A 20,924-nucleotide genomic window follows, 5' to 3' on the forward strand; every position below is an offset into this window, starting at 1 on the left:
CGCATTCCCGCCGCCTGCCCTGCCGGACCCGGTACCACCTGCTCGGAACGGGCCCCCGGCCGCCCACGCCCTCTCCCACCACTCCCCAGGAGCGCAGCCATGGCCATCGAGGTCCGCATCCCCACCATCCTCCGCACCTACACCGACGGCGCCAAGGCCGTCGAAGGCAGCGGCGACACCCTGAACGCCCTCTTCGACGACCTCGACGCCCGGCACCCCGGCATCCGCGCCCGGCTGGTCGACGCGGGCGAGCTGCGCCGCTTCGTCAACGTCTACCTCAACGACGAGGACGTCCGCTTCCTCGACGGCATCAACACCGCGCTCGGCGAGAACGACAACGTCACCATCCTCCCCGCGGTGGCCGGCGGTTCGGTCTGATGCGGTACGACACCCCCCTCGACGCCGTCGGCAACACCCCCCTCGTCGGCCTGCCGCGGCTGTCCGCAGGCATCCCCGGCAACGAGGAGGGTGTCGTACGCCTCTGGGCCAAGCTGGAGGACCGCAACCCGACCGGTTCGATCAAGGACCGTCCGGCGCTGCACATGATCGAGCTGGCCGAGGCGGAGGGCCGGCTCACCCCCGGCTGCACCGTGCTCGAACCCACCAGCGGCAACACCGGCATCTCGCTGGCGATGGCGGCCAAGCTCAAGGGCTACCGCATGGTTTGCGTGATGCCGGAGAACACCAGCGAGGAACGCCGCGAACTGCTGCGGATGTGGGGCGCCGAGGTCATCCCCTCCCCGGCCGCGGGGGGCTCCAACACCGCCGTCCGGGTCGCCAAGGAGCTCGCCGCCGAGCACCCGGACTGGGTGATGCTCTACCAGTACGGCAATCCCGGCAACGCGGGCGCGCACTACGCCGGGACCGGCCCGGAGATCCTGGCCGACCTGCCCGGCATCACCCACTTCGTGGCCGGGCTCGGCACCACCGGGACGCTGATGGGCGTCGGCCGCTACCTGCGCGAGAAGGCCCCCGGGGTGACCATCGTCGCCGCCGAGCCCCGCTACGACGACCTGGTCTACGGGCTGCGCAACCTGGACGAGGGCTTCGTCCCCGAGCTGTACGACGCCTCGGTGCTGACCACCCGCTTCTCGGTCGGCTCGGCCGACGCCGTCCGCGGCACCCGGGACCTGCTGCAGCAGGAGGGCATCTTCGCCGGCGTCTCCACCGGCGCGGTGCTGCACGCCGCCCGCGGGATCGGCCGCAAGGCCGCGGCGGCGGGCGAGCGGGCGGACATCGCCTTCGTGGTCGCCGACGGCGGCTGGAAGTACCTCTCCACCGGGATCTACACGGCGGCGACGACGGAGGAGGCGGTCGAGGCGCTCCAGGGCCAGCTCTGGGCCTGAGCCCCGGACCGGATCCCAGATCGGATCAGACCGGATCGGATCGTTCGCGACATACCGGCCCCCACCTGTGTGACACGGGTGGGGGCTGATCATTTATCCGTTCCCTGATCCGAAACTGTCACAGAACGACGACAGCGGTCGATCAGCGCGCACCTTCCTCGTTGGGCCGGAAAAGGTTGACCTGACCCAAAGCCGGAGGAGGAGCCACGATGAGTCCACGCGACACGGAACTCTGGTCCTATACCGAGATCGCAGCCCATATCGGCGTCAAGGCGGCCACGGTGAAGTCCTATCGCCGGCACGGCGTGCTGCCCGAGCCGGACGTCGTCACCATCCTCGGCCAGCCCCGCTGGTACGCGTCCACGATCCGGGCCTGGACCGCCCGCCGCCCGCACAACCGGGACCGCTGAACCGGCGCCGCCGCCGGACCCGACGGGGTGTGCGGAGCAGCCGCCACGGCTGCTCCGCACACCCCGTCACTCCGCTTCCGGCAGCCCGCTTTCCGTCGCGCCTGCCGGAAAACCACCGCCTTCCGGCAGTGCGCCCAGGGCCGCGTCCCTGGCCTCGACCAGCGCCGTGGCATACGCGTCCAGGGTCACCCGCGCCTCGTCCGCCATCCGCTCCAGCTCCGGGGCGACCAGGTTGTCCGCCTCGACCCGGGCCAGCAGCTCGCGCAGCTCCTCGCCGTCCGCCTCCAGCCGTTCCAGCACCGCCATCTCCGTGTACAGCGCGTCCAGCCGGACCACCTTGGCGGCGTACCGCTCCAGCAGCGCGACCTGCTCCTCGATCCCGCGCAGCGCGGTGGTCAGCATCGCCCGGTGCCGGACGACGACCTCGGCCGCGCGGCTCCCGCGCGGTGGGTCGACCGGGAGCCGCTCGGCGAGCGCGCTGTAGCGCCGCAGGTTCTCGGCGACAGTCCAGACCTGCTCGGGCAGTGACACCGCGTTGCGCTGCCGGTCCAGCAGGTCCTGCCGGTGGGCCCGGGAGCGCAGCACGGTGTCGGCCGCGGCCTGGGCCCTGGCGACCATCGGCCGGGCCTCGGGCCGCAGCCGTCCGGGCAGGACGTAGTGCCCCTCGGCCGCGGCCAGGGTCCGCTGCCGCCGGGCCTCGCCGAGCCGGGGGCGGCGGTCCCAGAGGTACCCGGCGGTGAACGAGGCCAGGAAGCAGCCGCAGACCAGCCCGGCCACGGAGGCGGCCACGCCGAGGAACCAGTGCCCGAACACGCTCTGCGCGACCACGGTGCAGCCGAAGACGATCACCAGGCTGCCGAGCACCGAACCGGTCAGCGAGCCGAGCCAGCCCTCCTCCATCCCGCGGCGGCTGGGGGCGCCGTGCGCCTCGCGGGCCCGTACCAGCTGCCGGGCCGGGGGTGGCAGCCCGGGATCGAAGACCACGCGGGGGCGGACCGCGCGGCTGCGGCGCCGGCTCGGTTCGGAGGAGGAGTCACCGAAGTCGTGGGAGTCACGGGAGTCGCGGGGTGCGGACGCAGAACTCATGGACCGGCCTTCCTACGGAGGCGCCGCCCGGGGTGCCCGGGGACGGCGCGCTGCGACGGTTCCGACGGTGCCAACGGCCGGGCTCACTGAGTGATCGTCAACCCGTCCTGCTTTCAGGTGGTTTACGTCCCTCCCACGATAGGCGGCGACCGGCCCCGCGGACAGGGCTTCCCCGGGACCTGCGCCGGACCCGCGCGGGCTCCGTCCGATCTCCGTCCGACCCGCGCCCGACCCCGGTCAGACCTCGATCCGACCCCTGCCGGACCCCGGGTCGACCCGTTGAAAACCGCGTTCGCCGAACGTGTGGTTGACCGTCTCACCCGTTCGGGTGGCGGACATCACGGGTGCGGTGACACTTACCGGTGACTTCGACCACAACCGGCCCCGCGGACAGCTGCGAAGTCTTTGTACCGCCTTACCCTCGACTTCCAACAGGCAGTGCACCGCTCTGCCGGACGCAGTACCAGCGGCACGAACCGGCGGAGGACGCGGGATGGAACTGACTGTGGTGGGGAGCTCGGGGAGCTTCCCTTCAGCCGACTCGCCCTGCTCCTGCTACCTGGTCGAGGCCGAAGGATTCCGGCTGGTGATCGACCTCGGCAACGGCGCGCTCGGCGCGCTGCAGCGCTACATCGGCCTCTACGACGTCGACGCCATCCTGCTCAGCCATCTGCACGCGGACCACTGCGTCGACATGTGCGCCTACTACGTCGCCAGGAACTACCGGGTCGAGGGCTGCCCCGACCCGCTCCCGGTCTACGGCCCGCACGGCACGGCCGAGCGGCTGGCCCGCGCCTACGACATGGACGAGCACCCGGGGATGAAGCAGGTCTTCGACTTCCGGACGCTGCACGACAGCAGCTTCGAGGTCGGACCGTTCACGGTCACCGCGGTCCGGGTCGCCCACCCGGTCGAGGCCTACGCCTTCCGGGTGGAGCAGGGCGGCCGGTCCTTCGTCTACACCGGCGACACCGGCCCCTGCCAGGAACTGGTCACCCTGGCGGCCGGCACCGACCTGCTGCTCAGCGAGGCCGCGTTCACCGACGGCAAGGAGGACATCCCGGACCTGCACCTCAACGGCCGGGAAGCGGGCGAGCACGCGGCCAGAGCGGGCGCGGGGCGGCTGGTGCTCACCCACATCCCGCCGTGGACGGACGCCGAACGCAACCGCGCGGACGCCGCCGCGGCATACGGCCGCCCGGTCGAGCTGGCTCGACCGGGCGACGTGTACAGCTTCTGAGCTTCTTCTGGTCCGCGTACCGCGGCGGCTACTTCACGTTCTCGATCTCCAGCTCGTCGTCGTCCTCGCGCCCGGGGGTCTTGAGGTTGAACTTGGTGATCACGAAGCGGAAGACCGTGTAGTAGATCACCGCGAAGACCAGGCCGATCGGAATGATCAGCCAGGGTTTGGTGGCCAGACTCCAGTTGATGCCGTAGTCGATCAGGCCGGCCGAGAAGCTGAAGCCGTCATGGACGCCCAGGCCCCAGGTCACCGCCATGGAGACACCGGTGAGCACCGCGTGGATGACATAGAGCACCGGCGCGATGTAGAGGAACGAATACTCGATCGGCTCGGTCACCCCGGTGACGAAGGAGGTCAGGCCGACCGAGACCATCAGGCCCATCACCTCCTTGCGGCGGTGGGGCTTGGCGCAGTGCGCGATGGCGAGCGCGGCGGCCGGCAGCGCGAACATCATGATCGGGAAGAAGCCCGAGGTGAACTGACCGGCCGTCGGGTCGCCCGCGAGGAAGCGGTTGATGTCGCCGTGCACGACCGTGCCGTCCGGCTTGGTGTAGTCGCCGAACTGGAACCAGAAGAAGACGTTCAGGAACTGGTGCAGGCCGACCACCAGCAGCGCGCGGTTGGCCACACCGAAGATGCCGGAGCCGTAGGCGCCCATGCCGGTGATGCCGCTGGCGAAGCTGTCCAGGCCGCGTCCGATCGGCGGCCAGATCCACAGGCAGAGCACGGCGAAGACCAGCGCGACGCCGGCCATGACGATCGGCACCAGCCGGCGGCCGTTGAAGAAGCCGAGCCAGTCCACCAGCTTCACCCGGTGCAGCCGCTGCCAGAAGTAGGCCGACATCAGCCCGATGATGATCCCGCCGAAGACCCCGGGGTTCTGGATGGTCGGCGCGGCGATGGCGCTGAACGGGCCCGCCTTGGGGCCGGTCGCACAGACCCCGCTGTTCAGCACGGCCGGGGCGGTGCACTTGGCGAAGGCCTTGAGGACGTTGTAGTAGACCAGGAAGCCGGCCACCGCGGCCAGGGCGGTCGACCCGTCGGACTTCTTCGCCATGCCGATCGCCACACCTACCGCGAACAGCAGCGGCAGGCCGAGCGATCCGTCCAGCAGCGCGCCGCCCGCGCCGCCGAAGACCTTGACCAGGTTCTCCGGGAAGCCCCAGCTGGTGTGGATGTCGTCCTGGCCGAGGCGGTTCAGGATGCCCGCGGCCGGGAGGACCGCGATCGGGAGCTGGAGGCTGCGTCCCATCTTCTGTAGTCCGCCGACCAGGCCCTGCCACCATGGCGCCTGGGGGGCGACGGCATTCGCCGAGCTCATGCACTCTCCTCGTCGGGCTCGCAGACTTCGCACGCGCACCACATCGGGTGCGCATGTCCGGGCAGACCGGGGTCGCCCCCGACGCCGGTTTGGTCCGACCCCGAAAGTGGTGTAGACCATTTGTGCGCGAGCTCGCCCGAAACGGGACGTGAGTCCCTGTGGTCATCCTGGTCGTCAGCGGTGATCTTCGCGCGCGAAGTTGGGCCAACCGTGAGTTACGGTGTGAATGCGGACCAAAAGGGCGTTCCGTGCCGGAGCTTGCCCCGTAGGCCGACGCATACGGCGAGTAGGGCCGAGAACAGGAGAAAGACTCATGGCCACGAAGGCTGAGAAGATCGTCGCGGGGCTCGGTGGCATCGACAACATCGAAGAGGTCGAGGGCTGCATCACCCGGCTGCGCACCGAGGTCAAGGACCCCTCCCTCATCGACGAGGCCGCGCTGAAGGCCGCGGGCGCCCACGGCGTGGTGAAGATGGGCACCGCGATCCAGGTCGTGATCGGCACGGACGCCGACCCGATCGCCGCCGACATCGAGGACATGATGTAACGCTCCGTCACCCTGAACCGCCCTCGCGAGGGGCAGCACCGACGGCTCGCGCCGTCCGGACGGCCGCACGGCCGCACGGGGCGCGGGCCGTCGGCGCGTTCGCCGGGCCGCGGCGGGGGCGTGCGCAGGAGGCGAGCGCGAGGGTCGGCGCGCGGGTCGAGCGCGGGGCCGCGGCGGGGCGGCTGCCGCGTGCGGGCGGACCCGTTCGGCGGATAGGGTCGGAAGCATGACACGCAACGACGGCCGCAGCCTCGACCAGCTCCGCCCCATCACCATCGAGCGGGGCTGGAGCAAGCACGCCGAGGGGTCGGTCCTGGTCTCGTTCGGCGACACCAAGGTGCTCTGCACCGCGAGCGTCACGGAGGGCGTGCCGCGTTGGCGCCGGGGCAGCGGCGAGGGCTGGGTGACCGGCGAGTACTCGATGCTGCCGCGCGCCACCAACACCCGGAACGACCGCGAGTCGGTCCGCGGCAAGATCGGCGGCCGGACGCACGAGATCAGTCGGCTGATCGGCCGTTCGCTGCGCGGAGTGGTGGACACCCGGGCGCTGTCCGAGAACACCATCGCGATCGACTGCGACGTGCTCCAGGCGGACGGCGGCACCCGCACCGCGGCGATCACCGGCGCGTACGTCGCCCTGGTGGACGCGGTGCGCTGGGCCCAGGAGAAGAAGATCACCCGGGCCAAGGCCGACCCGATCGTCGGCGCGGTCAGCGCGGTGAGCGTGGGGATCGTCGGCGGGATGCCGATGACCGACCTCTGCTACGAGGAGGACGTCCGCGCCGAGACCGACATGAACATCGTCTGCACCGGCGACGGCAGGTTCGTCGAGGTCCAGGGAACGGCGGAGGGCGCGCCGTTCGACCGAGACCTGCTGAACCAGCTGCTCGACCTCGGCCAGCTGGCCTGTGCGGAGCTGGACGAGATCCAGCGCAAGGTCCTGGAGGGATGAGCGGTATGACGGCGCAACCGCAGGCGCAGCGGCTGGTCCTGGCCACCCGGAACGCGGGCAAAGTGGTCGAGCTGCACGCGATCCTCGGTGCGGCCGGACTCGGGGTGGAGCTGGTCGGCGCCGACGCGTACCCGGAGATTCCGGACGTCGCCGAGACCGGGGTGACCTTCGCCGAGAACGCGCTGCTGAAGGCCCACGCGCTGGCGCAGGCCACCGGGCTCCCGGCGGTGGCGGACGACTCCGGCCTCTGCGTGGACGTGCTCGGGGGCGCGCCGGGCATCTTCTCGGCCCGCTGGGCCGGCACGCACGGTGACGACAAGGCGAACCTGGAGCTGCTGCTGGCGCAGATCGGCGACATCGCCCCGCCCAACCGCGGCGCGCACTTCGCCTGCGCGGCGGCCCTCGCCCTCCCGGACGGAACCGAACGGGTGGTCACCGGCCGCCTGCTGGGCACCCTCCGCTATGAGCCGGTCGGCAGCGGCGGCTTCGGTTACGACCCGATCCTGCAGCCGGACGGCTACCAGGTCACCTGTGCCGAGCTGTCCGCGGACGAGAAGAACGCCATCAGCCACCGCGGCCAGGCCTTCCGCGCCCTGGTCCCCGCGGTGCGCGAGCTGCTGCCCCGGGTCGGCTGACGCCCCGTCGGCTGCCTGCCCCGGCGCTTGCCCGCCGCATCGCCCAGCGCACGAAGAGGCCCGCCCCGGGTACGTCCGGGGCGGGCCTCGCTGTACGGCGGAAGGGATTCGAACCCTCACGATTCATAGGAATCACTGGCACCTAAAGCCAGCGTGGCTGCCATTTCACCACCGCCGCAGGTGTGCACAACTGTAGCTCCGTCCCGGGTGGCGGTGCCACGGGCCCGGCTGGTCCGGCGTGCTCGGGGAGGGCTCTCTCGGCGAGATGGTCGAGACCAATAGGACTAGGCCAGTTCCGAGGTGAGTGGCTTTGAGCTGGGTGTCTTGTAAACCTTAAGGAAACTTAAGTGACCAATCGACAAAGGGGGTCTTGACGGCGGGGGTTGGTCCAGGCCAATTTATGCATCAACAAACGGTGGTTACCGGGGAGTCGTGTGGGGGCTCCGGCTCGGCCGCCGTAGCGGTCCCGCAGGTTCAGTGACGGATTGTTGTTGCGGAGGCAGACGATGCAGAGCAGGCCCACACCCAAGCGGGCGAAGAGAGTGCTGGTCGGGGCGTGTTGCGGTGCCCTGGTGGGCGCAGGCGCGCTGGTCGCGACCGGCGGCTCGGCCCAGGCGGACACCACCCAGCTGCTGGCCAACCCCGGCTTCGAGACCGGGAGCCTGAGCGGCTGGAGCTGCTCCACCGCGGACACGGTGGTCACCAGCCCGGTCTCCTCGGGCTCGTACGCGCTCTCCGGGACCCCGGCCGGATCGGACTTCGCGCAGTGCGCGCAGACCGTGTCGGTCCAGCCGAACTCGACCTACACGCTGACCGGCAAGGTCGAGGGCAGCTACGTCTACCTCGGCGCCACCGGCACCGGGGTGACCGCGAGCAACTGGACGCCCAGCGCCACCACCTGGCAGACCCTGTCCACCAGCTTCACCACCGGGGCGACCACCACCTCGGTGCAGGTGTACGTGCACGGGTGGTACGGCCAGCCGGCGTTCAGTGCTGACGACCTGTCACTGGTCGGCCCGGCCGGCGGCGGGGCGACCTCCAGCCCGAGCGCCAGTGCCAGCCCGACGACCAGCACCAGCCCGAGCGCCAGTGCCAGCCCGACCGCCAGCGCCAGCCCCACCGGGACGGCCACCCCGCCGCCCGCGGACACCGGTTTCCGGCACCCGGTCTACATGATGCCGCTGGACAACTCGCCGCAGGCGATCTCCGACATCATTGCCAACTCCGGTGAGAACGAGTTCCTCTTCGCCTTCGTGCTGGACTCCGGCGGCTGCACCCCGGCCTGGGACGGCAACGCCTCCAGCCCGGTCTCCTCGGACACCGCCGTCCTCGCCGACGTCAACGCGGCCCGCGCGGCGGGCGGCGACGTCTCGGTCTCCTTCGGCGGCTACAACGGCACCGAACTGGGCAGCACCTGCGGCAGCTCCTCCGCCCTGGCCGCGGCGTACCAGAAGGTGATCGACAAGTACAAGCTCAACCGGATCGACCTGGACTGGGAGAACGGCAGCCTGGACGCCAACATGGCGGTCCGCTGGGGCGCCATCAAGCAGTTGGAGTCGGCCAACCCCAACCTCAAGGTGACCCTGACCATCCCGATGACCACGGTCGGGCTGCCGGACACCGGGCGGGACGAGATCCAGCAGGCCATCAACAACGGCGCGCGGATCGACCGGGTCAACATCATGGACTTCGACTTCGGGCTGACCTCCGGCAGCGAGACCACCGCCGCCGAGAGCGTCGCCAGCGCCGTGGTCGCACAGCTGCAGAAGCTCTACGGCTGGGACGCGCCCACCGCCTGGGCGCACCTGAGCGTGCAGCTGATGAACGGTCACACCGACCAGGGCAGCGAGCTGTTCACCCAGTCCACCTTCACCGACCTGCTGGGCTTCGTCCAGGCGAACCACGCCGCGGCCTTCTCCTACTGGGACGTCAACCGGGACCGCGCCTGCGACCCGAGCGTCGTCCACAACTGGGCCGACGGGGCCTGCAGCAGCGTCACCCAGAACCCGTACGACTTCACGAAGATCATCACCAAGTTCACCGGCTGACGCAGCAACGGCAGGCGGCACTCGGTAAACCGCCGGCGGCAGGCAGTCTGCTTGCCGCTGGCGGCGAGCAGCCCTGTCGGCGACAGCCACCCCCACTGTCCACCCGCGTCGGGCCGCGTCATGCACCCCCACGGCTTCGGCCGCATGTCGTGCTCACACACCCGGCGCGGGTGTCCACCAGCAGTACTCGGCACCACGCACACCCCTACCCCCTCCAGGAGCACATCCATGCCTGAACGCGTCCCGACTACCCCTCCCGGCACCGGGCGGCGGATGAAGCGCGGAACCGCGCTCGCCACCGCGACGGTGCTGATAGCCGGGTCCGCCGCGCTCGCCGCCACCGTCACCGGGGCCAGCGCCGCGTCCACGAACCTTCTGACCAACGGCGACTTCGAGAGCGGCAGCCTCAGCGGCTGGACCTGCTCGACGCTGGACAGCGTGGTCGGCTCCCCGGTGCACGGCGGCACGCACGCCCTGCTCGGCGCCACCTCGGCCTCGGACACCGCGCAGTGCGCGGAGACCGTGACCGTGCTGCCCAACACCACGTACAGCCTGTCCGGCTACGTCGAGGGCGCGTACGTCTACCTGGGCGCCACCGGCACCGGCGTGACGGCGAGCAACTGGACGCCCAGTGCCACCAGTTGGCAGCAGCTGTCGACCTCGTTCACCACCGGCGCGAGCACCACCTCGGTGCAGGTGTACGTGCACGGCTGGTACGGGCAGGGCTCCTACAACGCGGACGACATCACCCTGACCGGCCCCGGCGGCGGCAGCACCACCAGCCCGTCGGCGTCGGCGAGCACCTCCGCCAGCGCGTCGGCGTCCGCGTCGGCCTCAGCCAGCGCGAGTGCCAGCGCCAGCGCTTCGCCGAGCCAGTCGGCGTCGGCCAGCGCCTCGGCCTCCGCGTCCACCTCGCCGTCGGCCACCGCCACCGCGACCGGCACCAGCGGGACCGGCACCGGGCCCACCGGCGACGGCCTGACCAGCACCCCGACCGGGGTCACCGCCAAGGTCACCAACACCGCGGTGACCCTGTCCTGGGCTGCGTCCACGGACAACTCGCAGACCGGCGACACCCCCGGCTACTACGTCTACTCGGGCTCCAACCTGGTCGCGACCTCGATGGGCACCTCGGTGACCGTCAGCTCGCTGCTGCCGAACACCGCCTACACGTTCACCGTCCAGAGCTACGACAAGGACGGCCACTCCTCGGCGCAGTCCGCGGCGGTCTCGGCGACCACGGCGGGCGCGGCGACCGGCGCGATGAAGTCGGCGTACTTCGACCAGTGGTCGATCTACGGCAACGCGTACTACCCGAAGAACGTGGGCACCTCCGGCGCGGCGGCGAACATGAAGGTGCTGACCTACGCCTTCGAGAACGTCGACCCGTCCTCGCACACCTGCTTCGAGGCGATCAAGGCCAGCGACTCGACCAACGAGTCGGACCCCAACGCCGGTGACGGCGCGGGCGACGCGTTCGCGGACTACCAGAAGTCCTACACCTCGGACATCAGCGTCGACGGCACGTCGGACTCCTGGTCGCAGCCGGTCAAGGGCAACTTCAACCAGCTGCGCGAGCTGAAGGCCAAGTACCCGAACCTGCGCCTGACCCTCTCCATCGGCGGCTGGACCTACTCCAAGTACTTCTCGGACGCGGCCGCCACCGACGCCTCCCGCAAGGCGTTCGTCTCCTCCTGCATCAACATGTTCATCAAGGGCAACCTGCCGAGCGTCGGCGGCGACGCCTCCGGCGGCAACAACTCGATCGCCGGCCTCTTCGACGGCATCGACATCGACTGGGAGTACCCGGCCTCGACCGGCGGCCACACCGGCAACCACACCTCGGCCGCCGACACCGCCAACTACAGCGCCCTGCTCGCGGAGTTCCGCAGCGAGCTGGACGCGTACGGCAGCAGCATCGGCAAGCACTACCTGCTGACCGCGGCCCTGCCGAGCGGCCAGGACAAGATCGCGCTGATCCAGCCCGCGCAGATCGCCAAGTCCCTGGACTACGGCGACATCATGACCTACGACATGCACGGCGCCTGGGACGCGACCGGTCCCACCAACTTCCAGGACCCGCTGCACAACACCGCTTCCGACCCGAGCACGGCGATCGCGCCCGGAACCGAGAAGTACACCATCGACAACACCATCGCCGCCTACACCACCGGCGACGCGGCCTACGGGATCACCGGCGGCTTCCCGGCCAGCAAGATCGTGCTCGGGGTGCCGTTCTACTTCCGCGGCTGGACCGGGGTCCCGGCCGGCAGCAACTACGGCCTGTACCAGTCGGCGACCGGGGCCAGCCCGGCGCAGACCTACACCCAGCAGGCGGGCATCGCCGACTGGAAGGAGCTGGCGGCCAAGGGCCTGACCACGGGATCCACCGTGCACTGGGACGCGACCACGCAGAGCTCCTGGATCTACGACGGCACCAACTTCTACACCGGTGACACCCCGCAGGCGATCACCGCGCGCGGCGCCTACGCCACGTCGAAGGGCCTGGGCGGCATCTTCGCCTTCTCCTTCGAGGGCGACGACTCCTCCGGCACGCTGATCAACGCGATGAACAGCTCCATGCAGTAGGCAGGAGCCGAGAAGGAGGGGCGCACACCGTCACGGTGTGCGCCCCTTCGGCGTCGTCCGCCCTGTCCCGGGGCGCTGTCCCGGGGGCTCAGACCGCCAGGTCGCGAAGCAGCTTGGCGACGTGCCCGGTCGCCTTGACGTTGTAGAGCGCCCGCTCGACCTTGCCCTGCTCGTCCACGACCACGGTGGAGCGGATCACGCCGACGACGGTCTTGCCGTACAGGCTCTTCTCGCCGAAGGCGCCGTAGGCCTTCAGTACCTCCTTCTCGGGGTCCGCCAGGAGGGTGACCTTCAGGTGCTCCTTCTCGCGGAACTTTCCGAGCTTCTCCGGCTTGTCCGGGGAGATGCCGACCACGTCGTAGCCGGCCCCGGCGAGCAGCTCCAGGTTGTCGGTGAAGTCGCAGGCCTGCTTGGTGCAGCCGGGGGTCAGCGCGGCGGGGTAGAAGTAGACGATGACCTTGCGGCCCCGGTGATCCGCGAGCGAGACCGGCTTGCCGTCCGCGTCGGGGAGGGTGAACGCCGGGGCGGCGTCTCCTGGCTGCAGCTTCGTCTGCGCATCCGTCATGGGGTGGGCTCCTGTGCGTCTGGTTGGCGGTCGTGCCGGACTCGAACCTACTCCTGAGGGCGGCCGGAACCGCCGGGGTGCCGTTGCGCGCGGCGCGGGGGGACCTGACAAACTGTCCGGTAGGCGCAGCCGGGAGTAAGCAGCAGTGGTCGGCGGCAGCGGAGAAGCAGCGACGGAAGGTGGGCTCGTGGGCGAGGTCGTCGGTACGAGGGGCAAGGGCGACGGCCCGGACAGGCGTACCGCCGCGCAGATCGAGGCGGACATCGTCCGTACCCGGCAGCAGCTCGCGGCGACCCTGGACGAGCTGGCGGTGGCGGTGCACCCGTCCACGATCGTCGGCAAGGCGAAGGCCGAGGCCGCGGCGACGGTCGACCGCACGGTGGGCCGGGCGTTCACCACGGCGAGCCGCGGGGTCGAGCAGGCCCGAGCACAGTTCGTGGACGAGAAGGGCAACGCCCGCAAGGAGCGGATCATCCCGGTGGCGGCGGTCGCCGCGGCGGTGCTGGTCGGCGTCGTCCTGCTGCGCAGCCGCCGCAACCGCCGGAGGTAGGCGGGGCGGGGCGAGCACCGGGCTGCCCTCCCCACCCACCGGCCCGCGACCCGTCCTGCCCCCGTCCCGGTGTACGGTCCTGGGGTGAGTGAATCGTCTGTGACCAAGCCCGGCTCCTTCGGCGAGAAGCTGCCGATCCGGATGCTGCACGACCGGGTACTGGTCCGCACCGACGGCCCCGAGGGCGACCGCCGCTCGACCGGCGGCATCCTGATCCCGGCCACAGCGGAGCTGAGCAAGCGCTGCGCCTGGGCCGAGGTGGTGGCCGTGGGCCAGAACGTCCGCGCCATCGAGCCCGGCGACCGCGTCCTCTACGACCCCGAGGACCGCGCCGAGGTCGAGGTCCGCGGCCAGCTCTACATCCTCCTCCGCGAGCGCGACGTCCACGCCGTAGCCGCCGAACGCGTCGGCGACATCGAGGGCTCGACCGGCCTCTACCTCTGACCCGTATCCGGACCCGTCTCCCGCCGCTCCAACCCTGCTTGGCCAGTCGGTAGGGGCCGACTCGCTTTGGTCGGTCGGCAGGCCGGTGCGGGTGCACTCTGTCGCGTGGAAGCTGCTGAAGCGCATGGTCGAGATGCCGCTCAGGGCGTCGTAGGCGATCAGGGGCTCGATGCGGCCGGGCTGCCATCCGGTCTCCTCCTCGATCTCGCGCCGAATGGCCTGGGCCGGCTCCTCTCCCTCATCGGCCCAGCCCGCGGGCACTTCCCAGCCCCACGTGTCCGTGATGAAGCGGTGCCGCCAGAGGAGCAGGATCCGCTCCTGGTCGTCGGTCACCACGGCCGTGGTGGACGCTCGAGGCATGGTCAGGACGTGGTGGTCGACCCTGCCGACGCCGGGGATGTCGACGTCGTCGATCCAGACGTTCACCCATTCGCTGCCGTACACCAGACGCCGCCCGTGACTCTCCCACCGCATGTGCCACATCTCCTCAGGTCGCTGCCCACGCCGTGGCTGGCGCTCTCCGGCCCATTGCGGTCAATGCCCCTGGAACTGCTGCTGGGCAGCTGCTTCAGCGATGGCCCTGGGGCCGCCGGAAGCGGGCTGCCGATGTTGGTTCCGGTGCAGCAGGAGTTGTTTCGCAGGCTCGTCGCCGACAGACGGTCCAGTCTGCCGGAAAGCAAATGATCTGGTGTTGCCCGTTCGCGGGTGCGGAGTTTCCCGGACCGGTGCGCGGGGTGTTGTCAGTCCGGCGTGCCAGACTGCGAACAACCCGGGCCGAACTTCGGCCGCCCGGCCGCTCGCCCCGACAGGGCGGGCTTCGGCACCCTATGCGCAGGGACGGATCACCCCGCGTTGGAGGCATCGTGAAACTGCTCCTCACCTCCGCCGGGGTGAAGAACCCCAGCATTCGGCAGGCCCTGGTGGACCTGTTGGGCAAGCCCGTCGAAGAGGCCGACGCCCTGTGCATCCCCACCGCCGGTTACGGACACCCGATGGGGAGCCCGGCCGGGGCCTGGCGCTTCATCACCGGGCAGTCCACCACCCCGATGTGCGAGCTCGGCTGGAGATCCATGGGCGTCCTGGAGCTCACCGCCCTGCCCAGCATCGGCGCGGAGCGCTGGCTGCCCTGGGTCCAGCAGGCCGACGTCCTGCTCGCCAACGGCGGGGACGCGCTGTACCTGTGCCACTGGATGCGCCAGTCCGGCCTGGCGGAGCTGCTCCCCTCCCTGCACGAGAAGGTATGGGTCGGGCTGAGCGCCGGCAGCATGGTGATGACGCCCCGGATCGGGGCGGACTTCGTCGAATGGAAGTCGCCCACCGGTAACGACGAGACCCTGGGCCTGGTCGACTTCTCCCTCTTCCCGCACCTGGACCACCCGGCCCTGCCGGAGAACACCATGGCCGACGCCGAACGCTGGGCGGCCACCCTGCCGAACCCGGCCTACGCCATCGACGACGAGACCGCCGTCAAGGTCGTCGACGGGGTCGTCGAGATCGTCTCCGAGGGCCACTGGCGACTCTTCTGAACGGCCGCGGAAAGCCCCCCGGCGCCCCCACGGGCCCGCACGCCTGTCGTCAGAGCACGGCGAGCCGGTCCACCAGGAGTTCCACCCGCAGCTCGGCGTACTCCGGGGGCAGTCGTCCGGCGCGGGTCAGGGTCACGATCCCGTGCAGGGCCGACCAGAACACCTCGGTGAACAGCCCCGGGTGGACGCCGGTCCCGGCTACCTCGCCGAGGCTCTCCAGGAGGGCGGCGAAGGCGTCCTTCAGCGGCTCCGGGGTGTCCTGCTGGGCGAACGCCAGGCCGCCGTCGAGCTGGAACATGGCGTCGTAGACCGCCGGGTTGCGTTCGGCGAAGTCGAGGTAGGCGCGGGCGAGGGCGGTCACCCGGGCGCGCGGGCCGTCCGCGGCCGAGGCCGCGGCCCGCACCGCCGCGGCCATCTCGGCGGCGCCCTGGAGGGCGACGGCGCCGATGATCTCGCGCTTGCCGCGGAAGTGGCTGTAGAGCACGGGCTGGCTGTACTCGATGCGGTCGGCGAGCCGACGCGTGGTGACCGCGTCCCAGCCCTCCTGCTCGGCGATCTCGCGAGCCGTGGCCACGATGAGGCGCTCGCGGCCCGCTCGTTCGCGTTCCTTGCGTTCCTGTACCGACATGGCTCGATTCTAGCACTGCTAGACAAGCAAGCGGCAGTAGGTTTAGCGTTACCTTATTGGCTAGCGTTGCTAGATTCCAGGAGGAATCGTCATGCTCAACGTATGTGAGGTGCTCACCATCGTGGTCGTCGGCGTGATGGTGGGAGTGGAGTTCTCCGTCGCCTTCGTCATCAACCCGATCTTCAACGCACTCCCCGAGGACAGCGGCCAACTCGGCCGCGCCCACGGGGGCCGGATGCTCGGCGCCGTGATGCCGTTCTGGTACATCGGCTCGCTCGTCCTGAGCGCGGTCTGGGCAATCGCCGGATGGCACCACCCCGGTGCCGGGCTGGTCGTCACCGCCGGCGCGCTGCTGATCCTCAGCGTGATCATGTCGATCCTGCTGCTCGTCCCGATCAACAACCGGGGCAAGACGTGGACCCCCGAGAACCGCCCCGCCGACTGGAAGGAGCAGACGAACCGCTGGGACCGCTACCACTACGTCCGCGTCGCCGTCCTCATCGCCGCCTTCGCCCTGCTGGCCGCCGCCCTCGTGTGAGCCCGCGTGCCGCGTGCCGGGCGTCGTATCAGGGCTGTGTGGGGAGTGGCTGGCTAGGGTTGAGAGGAAGGCGGTGGCCTGGTTGTGGGCTGCGCGGGAGATGTGAGGGGTTCCAGGTGATCGTCGCTTTTTCTGTCACTCCGTTGGGGATCGGCGAGGAGGTCGCGGAGGCTGTGGCCGACGCGGTGCGGGTGGTTCGCGCGAGCGGGCTGCCGAACCACACCGATGCGATGTTCACCAGCATCGAGGGGGAGTGGGACGAGGTGATGGAGGTGGTCAAGCAGGCGGTCGAGGCGGTGAAGGCGCGGACCACCCGGGTCAGCCTGGTGCTGAAGGCGGACATCCGCGAGGGCGTCACGGACGGGCTGACGTCCAAGGTCGCCAGCCTTGAGCGGCATCTGCGCGAGGAGTGACCAATGAGGGGTGAGGCGAGGCCTGGTGGGCCCCGCCTCACGGGTGGTCAGACGACGATGCGGTCGAGGTTGGGGGCGCCGGCGGTGGGGTTGGAGAATTCGATGGTGTTGCTGCCGGCTTTGAGCTGGACGGTGACGGTTGTGGTGACGACGGTGTTGTAGTCGGGTGTTTCGGGGAAGCTGACGGTCTGTGCGTTGCCGCCGTTGGTGGTGACGGTGGCGGTGCGGGCTTGGCCGACGCTCATGAAGTAGATGGTCATGGTGTAGCTGCCTGCTGCGGGTTCGGTGATGTTGGTGAAGGTGGCGGTGCCGCCGTTGCCGAGGTAGCTGAGTTTCTTGCCGCCGGAGCAGTGGGCGCAGCTGGTGATGGTGGTGCCACCGGCCAGGGTCGCCGCCTCAGCCTCGTACGACACGTTCCCACCGGTCGGCGGAGCCGTGGTGGGCGGGGCCGTAGTCGGCGGGGCGGTCGTGGGCGGAGTGGTCGTCGGCGGGGCCGCGGTCGGGCCGGTGGTGGTCGGGAAGGTCCACTGCGCGGCCGTCCCGGAGCAGCTGCCCGCGCTCAGCGTCGTGCCGGAGGCGCGGAAGCACTTCTTGCCGGTCTGGATGTCGGAGATGGTGCCGTTGGTGTTGGCCGACCACTGCTGGGTCGGTCCGCCGGTGCAGGTCTTCAGCAGCAGGTTGCTGCCGGACATGTCCGCGCAGAGGTTGTTGCGCTGGAAGAACGTGCCGTCGAAGGTGATCTGCTGCTCGGCGGAGCCGTTGCAGGCGGCCATCACCAGCTTGACCCCGTTGCTCGCGCTGTTGCCCGGGTCGTCGATACAGCTCGCGGTGGACGTGTTCTTGTACTGCCCGACGGTGACGGTCGGGGTCGCCCCGCCGTAGCAGCCGCCGGTGCTGGTGTTGAAGATCGGGGTGGGGTCGTAGGTCTCGTTGCTGGGCGGGTCGATGACGACCGGTTCCAGCGACGGGGTGTTGTCGGCGTTGTAATTGGTGAGCGCGTCCTCGCACTGGATGGCCTTCATGGCGTTGCCGCCCTGCCCGCCGAGCCAGAGGTCGAAGTGCCACAGGTTGGGGCCGCCGTCGGGGCCCTTGCCCTTCCAGTCGGCGGTGCACTCGTCGCAGCCGTCCTCCATGATGAAGTACTTCTTCACCCGCGCCACGTAGATCTTCGTGCCGGGGGCGATCTCCGAACTGTCGCTGGCGAAGGTGATCGGGTCGGCGTAGGTGCCGGTGCCGCCCGCGGTGCTGTGCAGCTTCGGGTAGGAGATGTCGCCGCCCGGCGGGGTGTTGTCCCACCAGCCGTAGAAGGTGATGAAGGACTTCTGCGTGGTGGACGCCCCCGCGCTGGGCGCGGTGGTGAGGATCGCGGCGACGGCGGCTATCAGGGCGATGCAGCTCGCGATGACCATCGTGGCCGGTGTACGTCGTCTGCGCATGGTGCGTGCCTCCCGGTTCCCGGTTCTGACGTGTGCTCAACAGTGCTGTCGTTGCAGCGTGTTGCCGGGAGGCAGGGTGCGTCAATATCTGGTTAGGAAAAGTTACTAACTATATGTCGGAGCTACGGCACCACCTGGCCCGACGCCGAGGGCACGGCCCCCGGTCGGGGGCTCCCGCTGCGGGGCGGGGTGGCCGGGACGGTCGGCGGGGCCGGGGTGGTGGTCGGCGCGGTCGGGCCGCCGGTGCTGGGGGTCTGGGTCGGCGAGGCCGTCGGCGTCCCGGTTCCTGACGGGCTGCCGGACGGCGTGGCCGTGGCGCTCGCGGATCCGCTGGCGGTGGCACTCGGGCTCGCGGTGGCGGTGCTCTGGCCCGAGGTGTCCTGCGGCACCTGCAGGTCGAAGGACAGCACCGGCTGTCCGCCCAGCGCCTGGTCCATGTAGGTGGTCCAGATCTGGGTCGGGTACGAGCCGCCGTTCACCCGGGCGATCCCGGCCGCGGTGGCCAGCGACTCCTGGTGGTGCGTGGTCGAGTTCTCCCCGAACAGGCCGACCGCGGTGACCAGTTGCGGGGTGTAGCCGACGAACCAGGCCGACCTGTTGCCGTCGCTGGTGCCGGTCTTGCCCGCCGCCGGGCGGTTCAGGTCCAGTGCCAGGTAGCCGGTGCCGCCGGGGCTGATCACGCTCTCCAGCACCGAGGTGACGGTGTCCGCGGTGGACCGGCTGAAGGCGGCCACCGCCTTGTGGTCCGGCAGGGTCTGCGCGTTGCCGTTGTGGAACAGCGTCTGCACCACCCAGGGGGTGATCTGCTGCCCGTGGCTGGCCAGGGTGGCGTAGGCCCCGGCCATCTGGATCACGTTCGGGGTGGCCGAGCCGAGGGTGATCGCCGGCACCGCCTCCATGCCCGGGGTGTCCGCCGGCAGCCCGGCCGCGATGGCGGCCTTGCGGACGTTGTCCAGGCCCGCGTCCGCGCCCTCCTGCGCGTACACCGAGTTGACCGACTTCTCCATGGCGTAGCGCAGGCTGATCGGACCGTAGTCGACCTGGTCCTCGTTCTGCGGGTTGAAGGACATCCCGGCCGGGAGCCCCTGCACCTGGCGTTCGCTGGTGCCGTCGTAGATCGTGGACGGGGTGATCGGCACGCCGTCCTGGGTGGTGGCGTGGTTCTGCAGTCCGGCCGCCAGGTCGAAGGCCTTGAAGGTGGAGCCGACCTGGTAGTCGGTCCGCAGCGCGTCGTTGAACTGCTGGACGCTGTAGTCGGGGCCGCCGTAGGCGGCGAGCAGCCGGCCGGTGGCCGGGTCGACCGAGCCCGCGGCGGCGCGCACGTCCTTGGCCGTGGTGGTCTTCGGCAGCTTGTCCTTGAGCTCGCTCTGGACCGCCGCGGCCAGCGCGTCCTGGTCCTTCTTGACGAAGGTGGTGGTGATCTTCCAGCCGCCCGCGTTGAGCGCCGCCGGGTCCACGATGCCGTTGTCGTCGAGGTAGTGCGCGGCGATGTCGATCAGGTAGCCGGCCTGTCCCACGTTGCCGTTGCCGGTCCCCGGGGGGAGCGTCTTCGGGAAGGCCATGGCGGCGCGGTCGCTCTGCGCGACCCAGCCGAGCTTGACCATCCCGTCGAGCACGTAGTTCCAGCGGGCGACCGCCGCGGCCTTGCCGGCCGGGGTGGCGGTGCCGACGTCGTACGCGCTGGGCGCCTGCAGCAGCGCGGCCAGGTAGGCGGACTGCGGCACGTCCAGGTCGGCCGCGCTGACGCCGTAGTAGCTCTGGGCCGCGGCCTGCACCCCGTAGGCGCCGCGGCCGAAGTAGCTGGTGTTGAGGTAGCCGGCCATGATCTCGTCCTTGCTCTCGGTCTGGTCGACCTTGAGCGAGATGAAGAACTCCTTGGCCTTCCTGGTCAGGGTCTGGTCCTGGGTCAGGTAGTAGTTCTTGACGTACTGCTGGGTGATGGTGGAGCCGCCCTGCAGGCCCTTGCCGGTGAGGGTGTCCCAGGCCGCGCGGACCGTGCCGCTGATGCTGACGCCCTGGTTGCTGTAGAAGGTGCGGTCCTCGGCCGAGACCGCGGCGCGCTGCATGGTGACGGCGATCTGGTCGATCGGGACGGAGATCCGGTTGGTCTGCCCGGTGCGGCCCAACTCGGTCTTGCCGTCCGCGTAGTAGTAGACGTTGCTCTGCGCGATGGCGGCGGCGTTCGGGTCCGGCACCTGGACCAGCGCGTACATGGTGATGAAGGCGACGACACCGGCCACGATCAGGGCCATCAGCCCGGCCAGCGCCATCCGCCAGGTGGGGATGGCCCTGCGCCACCACGGCTTGGCCTTGCGGGCCCGCTTGCGCGCGCTGCGCTTGGCCCGGCGGCGGTCCCTGCGGCTGCCGCCCATGCCGCCGCCCTCGGCGCGGTCCTCGGCCTCCAGCGTGTTCGGGTCCATGGGGTGACCGGGGCCGTCGGGGTCGTCCCAGCCGTTCCGGCGGGGATCGCTGCCCTGGGGTCCCTCGGGCTCCGTGGTCATCCCGTACCGCTCCTCGTGTCGATGCCGTCTGCCCGATTATGTTCCGCTTGTCCGGACTAAACCCCTAGGCGGGGCGGTCGGGCAGCCGCTAACCTCGGTGGGTTCAACAACCTCAAACGGAGTCGAGCCCCTCGCGGACACCCCCT

General features: G+C 70.3%; 20 protein-coding genes, 1 tRNA gene and 1 pseudogene. 14 read left to right on the forward strand and 8 right to left on the reverse strand.

Annotated features, from left to right (window positions below; all coding sequences use genetic code 11):
* The first annotated feature begins 99 nt into the window (after window positions 1–99).
* The 3 genes from ACEZDE_RS22295 (at window position 100) to ACEZDE_RS22305 (ending at window position 1,756) form a co-directional block, all read left to right on the forward strand.
* Window positions 100–378 carry a MoaD/ThiS family protein gene (locus ACEZDE_RS22295; protein ID WP_380538543.1) on the forward strand — a complete coding sequence of 93 codons (279 nt, stop codon included), beginning with the start codon at window positions 100–102 and terminating at the stop codon, window positions 376–378.
* Entirely contained in the window at window positions 378–1,346 is a 969-nt protein-coding gene (locus tag ACEZDE_RS22300; RefSeq protein WP_380538545.1) for a PLP-dependent cysteine synthase family protein, read from the forward strand. The genes ACEZDE_RS22295 and ACEZDE_RS22300 overlap by 1 nt, the downstream gene beginning before the upstream one ends.
* Before the next feature lie 209 nt (window positions 1,347–1,555).
* Window positions 1,556–1,756, forward strand: coding sequence for a helix-turn-helix transcriptional regulator (locus ACEZDE_RS22305; RefSeq protein ID WP_380538547.1), 201 nt, complete (start codon window positions 1,556–1,558; stop codon window positions 1,754–1,756).
* Window positions 1,757–1,822: 66 nt separating this feature from the next.
* Here the strand turns inward: ACEZDE_RS22305 and ACEZDE_RS22310 are convergent, their stop codons facing one another.
* Window positions 1,823–2,842, reverse strand: a complete 1,020-nt coding sequence (locus ACEZDE_RS22310; protein WP_380538549.1) for a hypothetical protein — start codon at window positions 2,840–2,842, stop codon at window positions 1,823–1,825.
* Between the two features lie 493 nt (window positions 2,843–3,335).
* On the opposite strand from ACEZDE_RS22310, the gene ACEZDE_RS22315 reads away from it, so the two are divergent.
* Window positions 3,336–4,082: an MBL fold metallo-hydrolase gene (locus ACEZDE_RS22315; RefSeq protein WP_380538551.1), complete on the forward strand. Its 747-nt coding sequence runs from the start codon at window positions 3,336–3,338 to the stop codon at window positions 4,080–4,082.
* A gap of 28 nt (window positions 4,083–4,110) precedes the next feature.
* Here ACEZDE_RS22315 and ACEZDE_RS22320 read toward each other — a convergent pair whose 3' ends face one another.
* A complete protein-coding gene (locus tag ACEZDE_RS22320) occupies window positions 4,111–5,406 on the reverse strand; it encodes a PTS transporter subunit EIIC (protein WP_380538553.1) in 1,296 nt (431 codons plus the stop codon).
* 313 nt (window positions 5,407–5,719) lie between these two features.
* On the opposite strand from ACEZDE_RS22320, the gene ACEZDE_RS22325 reads away from it, so the two are divergent.
* The 3 genes from ACEZDE_RS22325 to rdgB all read left to right on the forward strand — a co-directional run bounded on the left by ACEZDE_RS22325 (window position 5,720) and on the right by rdgB (window position 7,540).
* Complete coding sequence (locus ACEZDE_RS22325; protein WP_101381635.1) at window positions 5,720–5,953, forward strand: glucose PTS transporter subunit EIIB; 234 nt, start codon at window positions 5,720–5,722, stop codon at window positions 5,951–5,953.
* Window positions 5,954–6,179: 226 nt separating this feature from the next.
* Window positions 6,180–6,905: a ribonuclease PH gene (gene rph, locus ACEZDE_RS22330; RefSeq protein WP_380538556.1), complete on the forward strand. Its 726-nt coding sequence runs from the start codon at window positions 6,180–6,182 to the stop codon at window positions 6,903–6,905.
* Between the two features lie 5 nt (window positions 6,906–6,910).
* Window positions 6,911–7,540, forward strand: coding sequence for an RdgB/HAM1 family non-canonical purine NTP pyrophosphatase (gene rdgB / locus ACEZDE_RS22335; RefSeq protein WP_380538558.1), 630 nt, complete (start codon window positions 6,911–6,913; stop codon window positions 7,538–7,540).
* 93 nt (window positions 7,541–7,633) lie between these two features.
* On the opposite strand, the gene ACEZDE_RS22340 is transcribed toward rdgB, so the two are convergent.
* Window positions 7,634–7,718 (reverse strand) — tRNA-Leu (locus ACEZDE_RS22340).
* Between the two features lie 394 nt (window positions 7,719–8,112).
* Here ACEZDE_RS22340 and ACEZDE_RS22345 point away from each other — a divergent pair.
* Together ACEZDE_RS22345 and ACEZDE_RS22350 are read left to right on the forward strand one after the other, a co-directional pair.
* Entirely contained in the window at window positions 8,113–9,588 is a 1,476-nt protein-coding gene (locus ACEZDE_RS22345) for a carbohydrate binding domain-containing protein (RefSeq protein WP_380538560.1), read from the forward strand.
* Between the two features lie 228 nt (window positions 9,589–9,816).
* Complete coding sequence (locus ACEZDE_RS22350; RefSeq protein WP_380538562.1) at window positions 9,817–12,177, forward strand: glycosyl hydrolase family 18 protein; 2,361 nt, start codon at window positions 9,817–9,819, stop codon at window positions 12,175–12,177.
* Between the two features lie 88 nt (window positions 12,178–12,265).
* Here ACEZDE_RS22350 and bcp read toward each other — a convergent pair whose 3' ends face one another.
* Entirely contained in the window at window positions 12,266–12,742 is a 477-nt protein-coding gene (gene bcp, locus ACEZDE_RS22355; RefSeq protein ID WP_380538564.1) for a thioredoxin-dependent thiol peroxidase, read from the reverse strand.
* Between the two features lie 187 nt (window positions 12,743–12,929).
* Here bcp and ACEZDE_RS22360 point away from each other — a divergent pair, with 187 nt between their 5' ends.
* Window positions 12,930–13,292, forward strand: coding sequence for a DUF3618 domain-containing protein (locus ACEZDE_RS22360; RefSeq protein WP_380538566.1), 363 nt, complete (start codon window positions 12,930–12,932; stop codon window positions 13,290–13,292).
* A gap of 141 nt (window positions 13,293–13,433) precedes the next feature.
* The gene (locus tag ACEZDE_RS22365) at window positions 13,434–13,736 is read left to right on the forward strand and encodes a GroES family chaperonin (RefSeq protein WP_380538642.1); all 303 of its coding nucleotides are present in this window, start codon (window positions 13,434–13,436) and stop codon (window positions 13,734–13,736) included.
* A gap of 219 nt (window positions 13,737–13,955) precedes the next feature.
* On the opposite strand, the pseudogene ACEZDE_RS22370 reads toward ACEZDE_RS22365, so the two are convergent.
* Window positions 13,956–14,219 (reverse strand): annotated as a pseudogene (locus tag ACEZDE_RS22370) (NUDIX hydrolase); the annotation flags it as partial.
* Between the two features lie 380 nt (window positions 14,220–14,599).
* On the opposite strand from ACEZDE_RS22370, the gene ACEZDE_RS22375 reads away from it, so the two are divergent.
* Complete coding sequence (locus ACEZDE_RS22375; protein ID WP_380538568.1) at window positions 14,600–15,262, forward strand: Type 1 glutamine amidotransferase-like domain-containing protein; 663 nt, start codon at window positions 14,600–14,602, stop codon at window positions 15,260–15,262.
* 49 nt (window positions 15,263–15,311) lie between these two features.
* Here ACEZDE_RS22375 and ACEZDE_RS22380 read toward each other — a convergent pair whose 3' ends face one another.
* Window positions 15,312–15,890, reverse strand: coding sequence for a TetR/AcrR family transcriptional regulator (locus tag ACEZDE_RS22380; protein WP_380538570.1), 579 nt, complete (start codon window positions 15,888–15,890; stop codon window positions 15,312–15,314).
* A 91-nt stretch (window positions 15,891–15,981) separates the two neighbouring features.
* On the opposite strand from ACEZDE_RS22380, the gene ACEZDE_RS22385 reads away from it, so the two are divergent.
* Both ACEZDE_RS22385 and ACEZDE_RS22390 read left to right on the forward strand, forming a co-directional pair.
* Window positions 15,982–16,428, forward strand: coding sequence for an anthrone oxygenase family protein (locus ACEZDE_RS22385; protein WP_380538572.1), 447 nt, complete (start codon window positions 15,982–15,984; stop codon window positions 16,426–16,428).
* A 116-nt stretch (window positions 16,429–16,544) separates the two neighbouring features.
* The gene (locus tag ACEZDE_RS22390; protein WP_380538575.1) at window positions 16,545–16,841 is read left to right on the forward strand and encodes an MTH1187 family thiamine-binding protein; all 297 of its coding nucleotides are present in this window, start codon (window positions 16,545–16,547) and stop codon (window positions 16,839–16,841) included.
* Window positions 16,842–16,888: 47 nt separating this feature from the next.
* Here ACEZDE_RS22390 and ACEZDE_RS22395 read toward each other — a convergent pair whose 3' ends face one another.
* On the reverse strand, window positions 16,889–18,277 hold the full coding sequence (locus ACEZDE_RS22395; protein WP_380538577.1) for a ricin-type beta-trefoil lectin domain protein: 1,389 nt from the start codon (window positions 18,275–18,277) through the stop codon (window positions 16,889–16,891).
* Window positions 18,278–18,399: 122 nt separating this feature from the next.
* The gene (locus ACEZDE_RS22400; RefSeq protein WP_380538579.1) at window positions 18,400–20,778 is read right to left on the reverse strand and encodes a transglycosylase domain-containing protein; all 2,379 of its coding nucleotides are present in this window, start codon (window positions 20,776–20,778) and stop codon (window positions 18,400–18,402) included.
* Between the last annotated feature and the right edge of the window lie 146 nt (window positions 20,779–20,924).

Origin of the sequence: Streptacidiphilus cavernicola (genome assembly GCF_042510955.1) — a bacterium.
GTDB lineage: Bacteria > Actinomycetota > Actinomycetes > Streptomycetales > Streptomycetaceae > Streptacidiphilus > Streptacidiphilus cavernicola.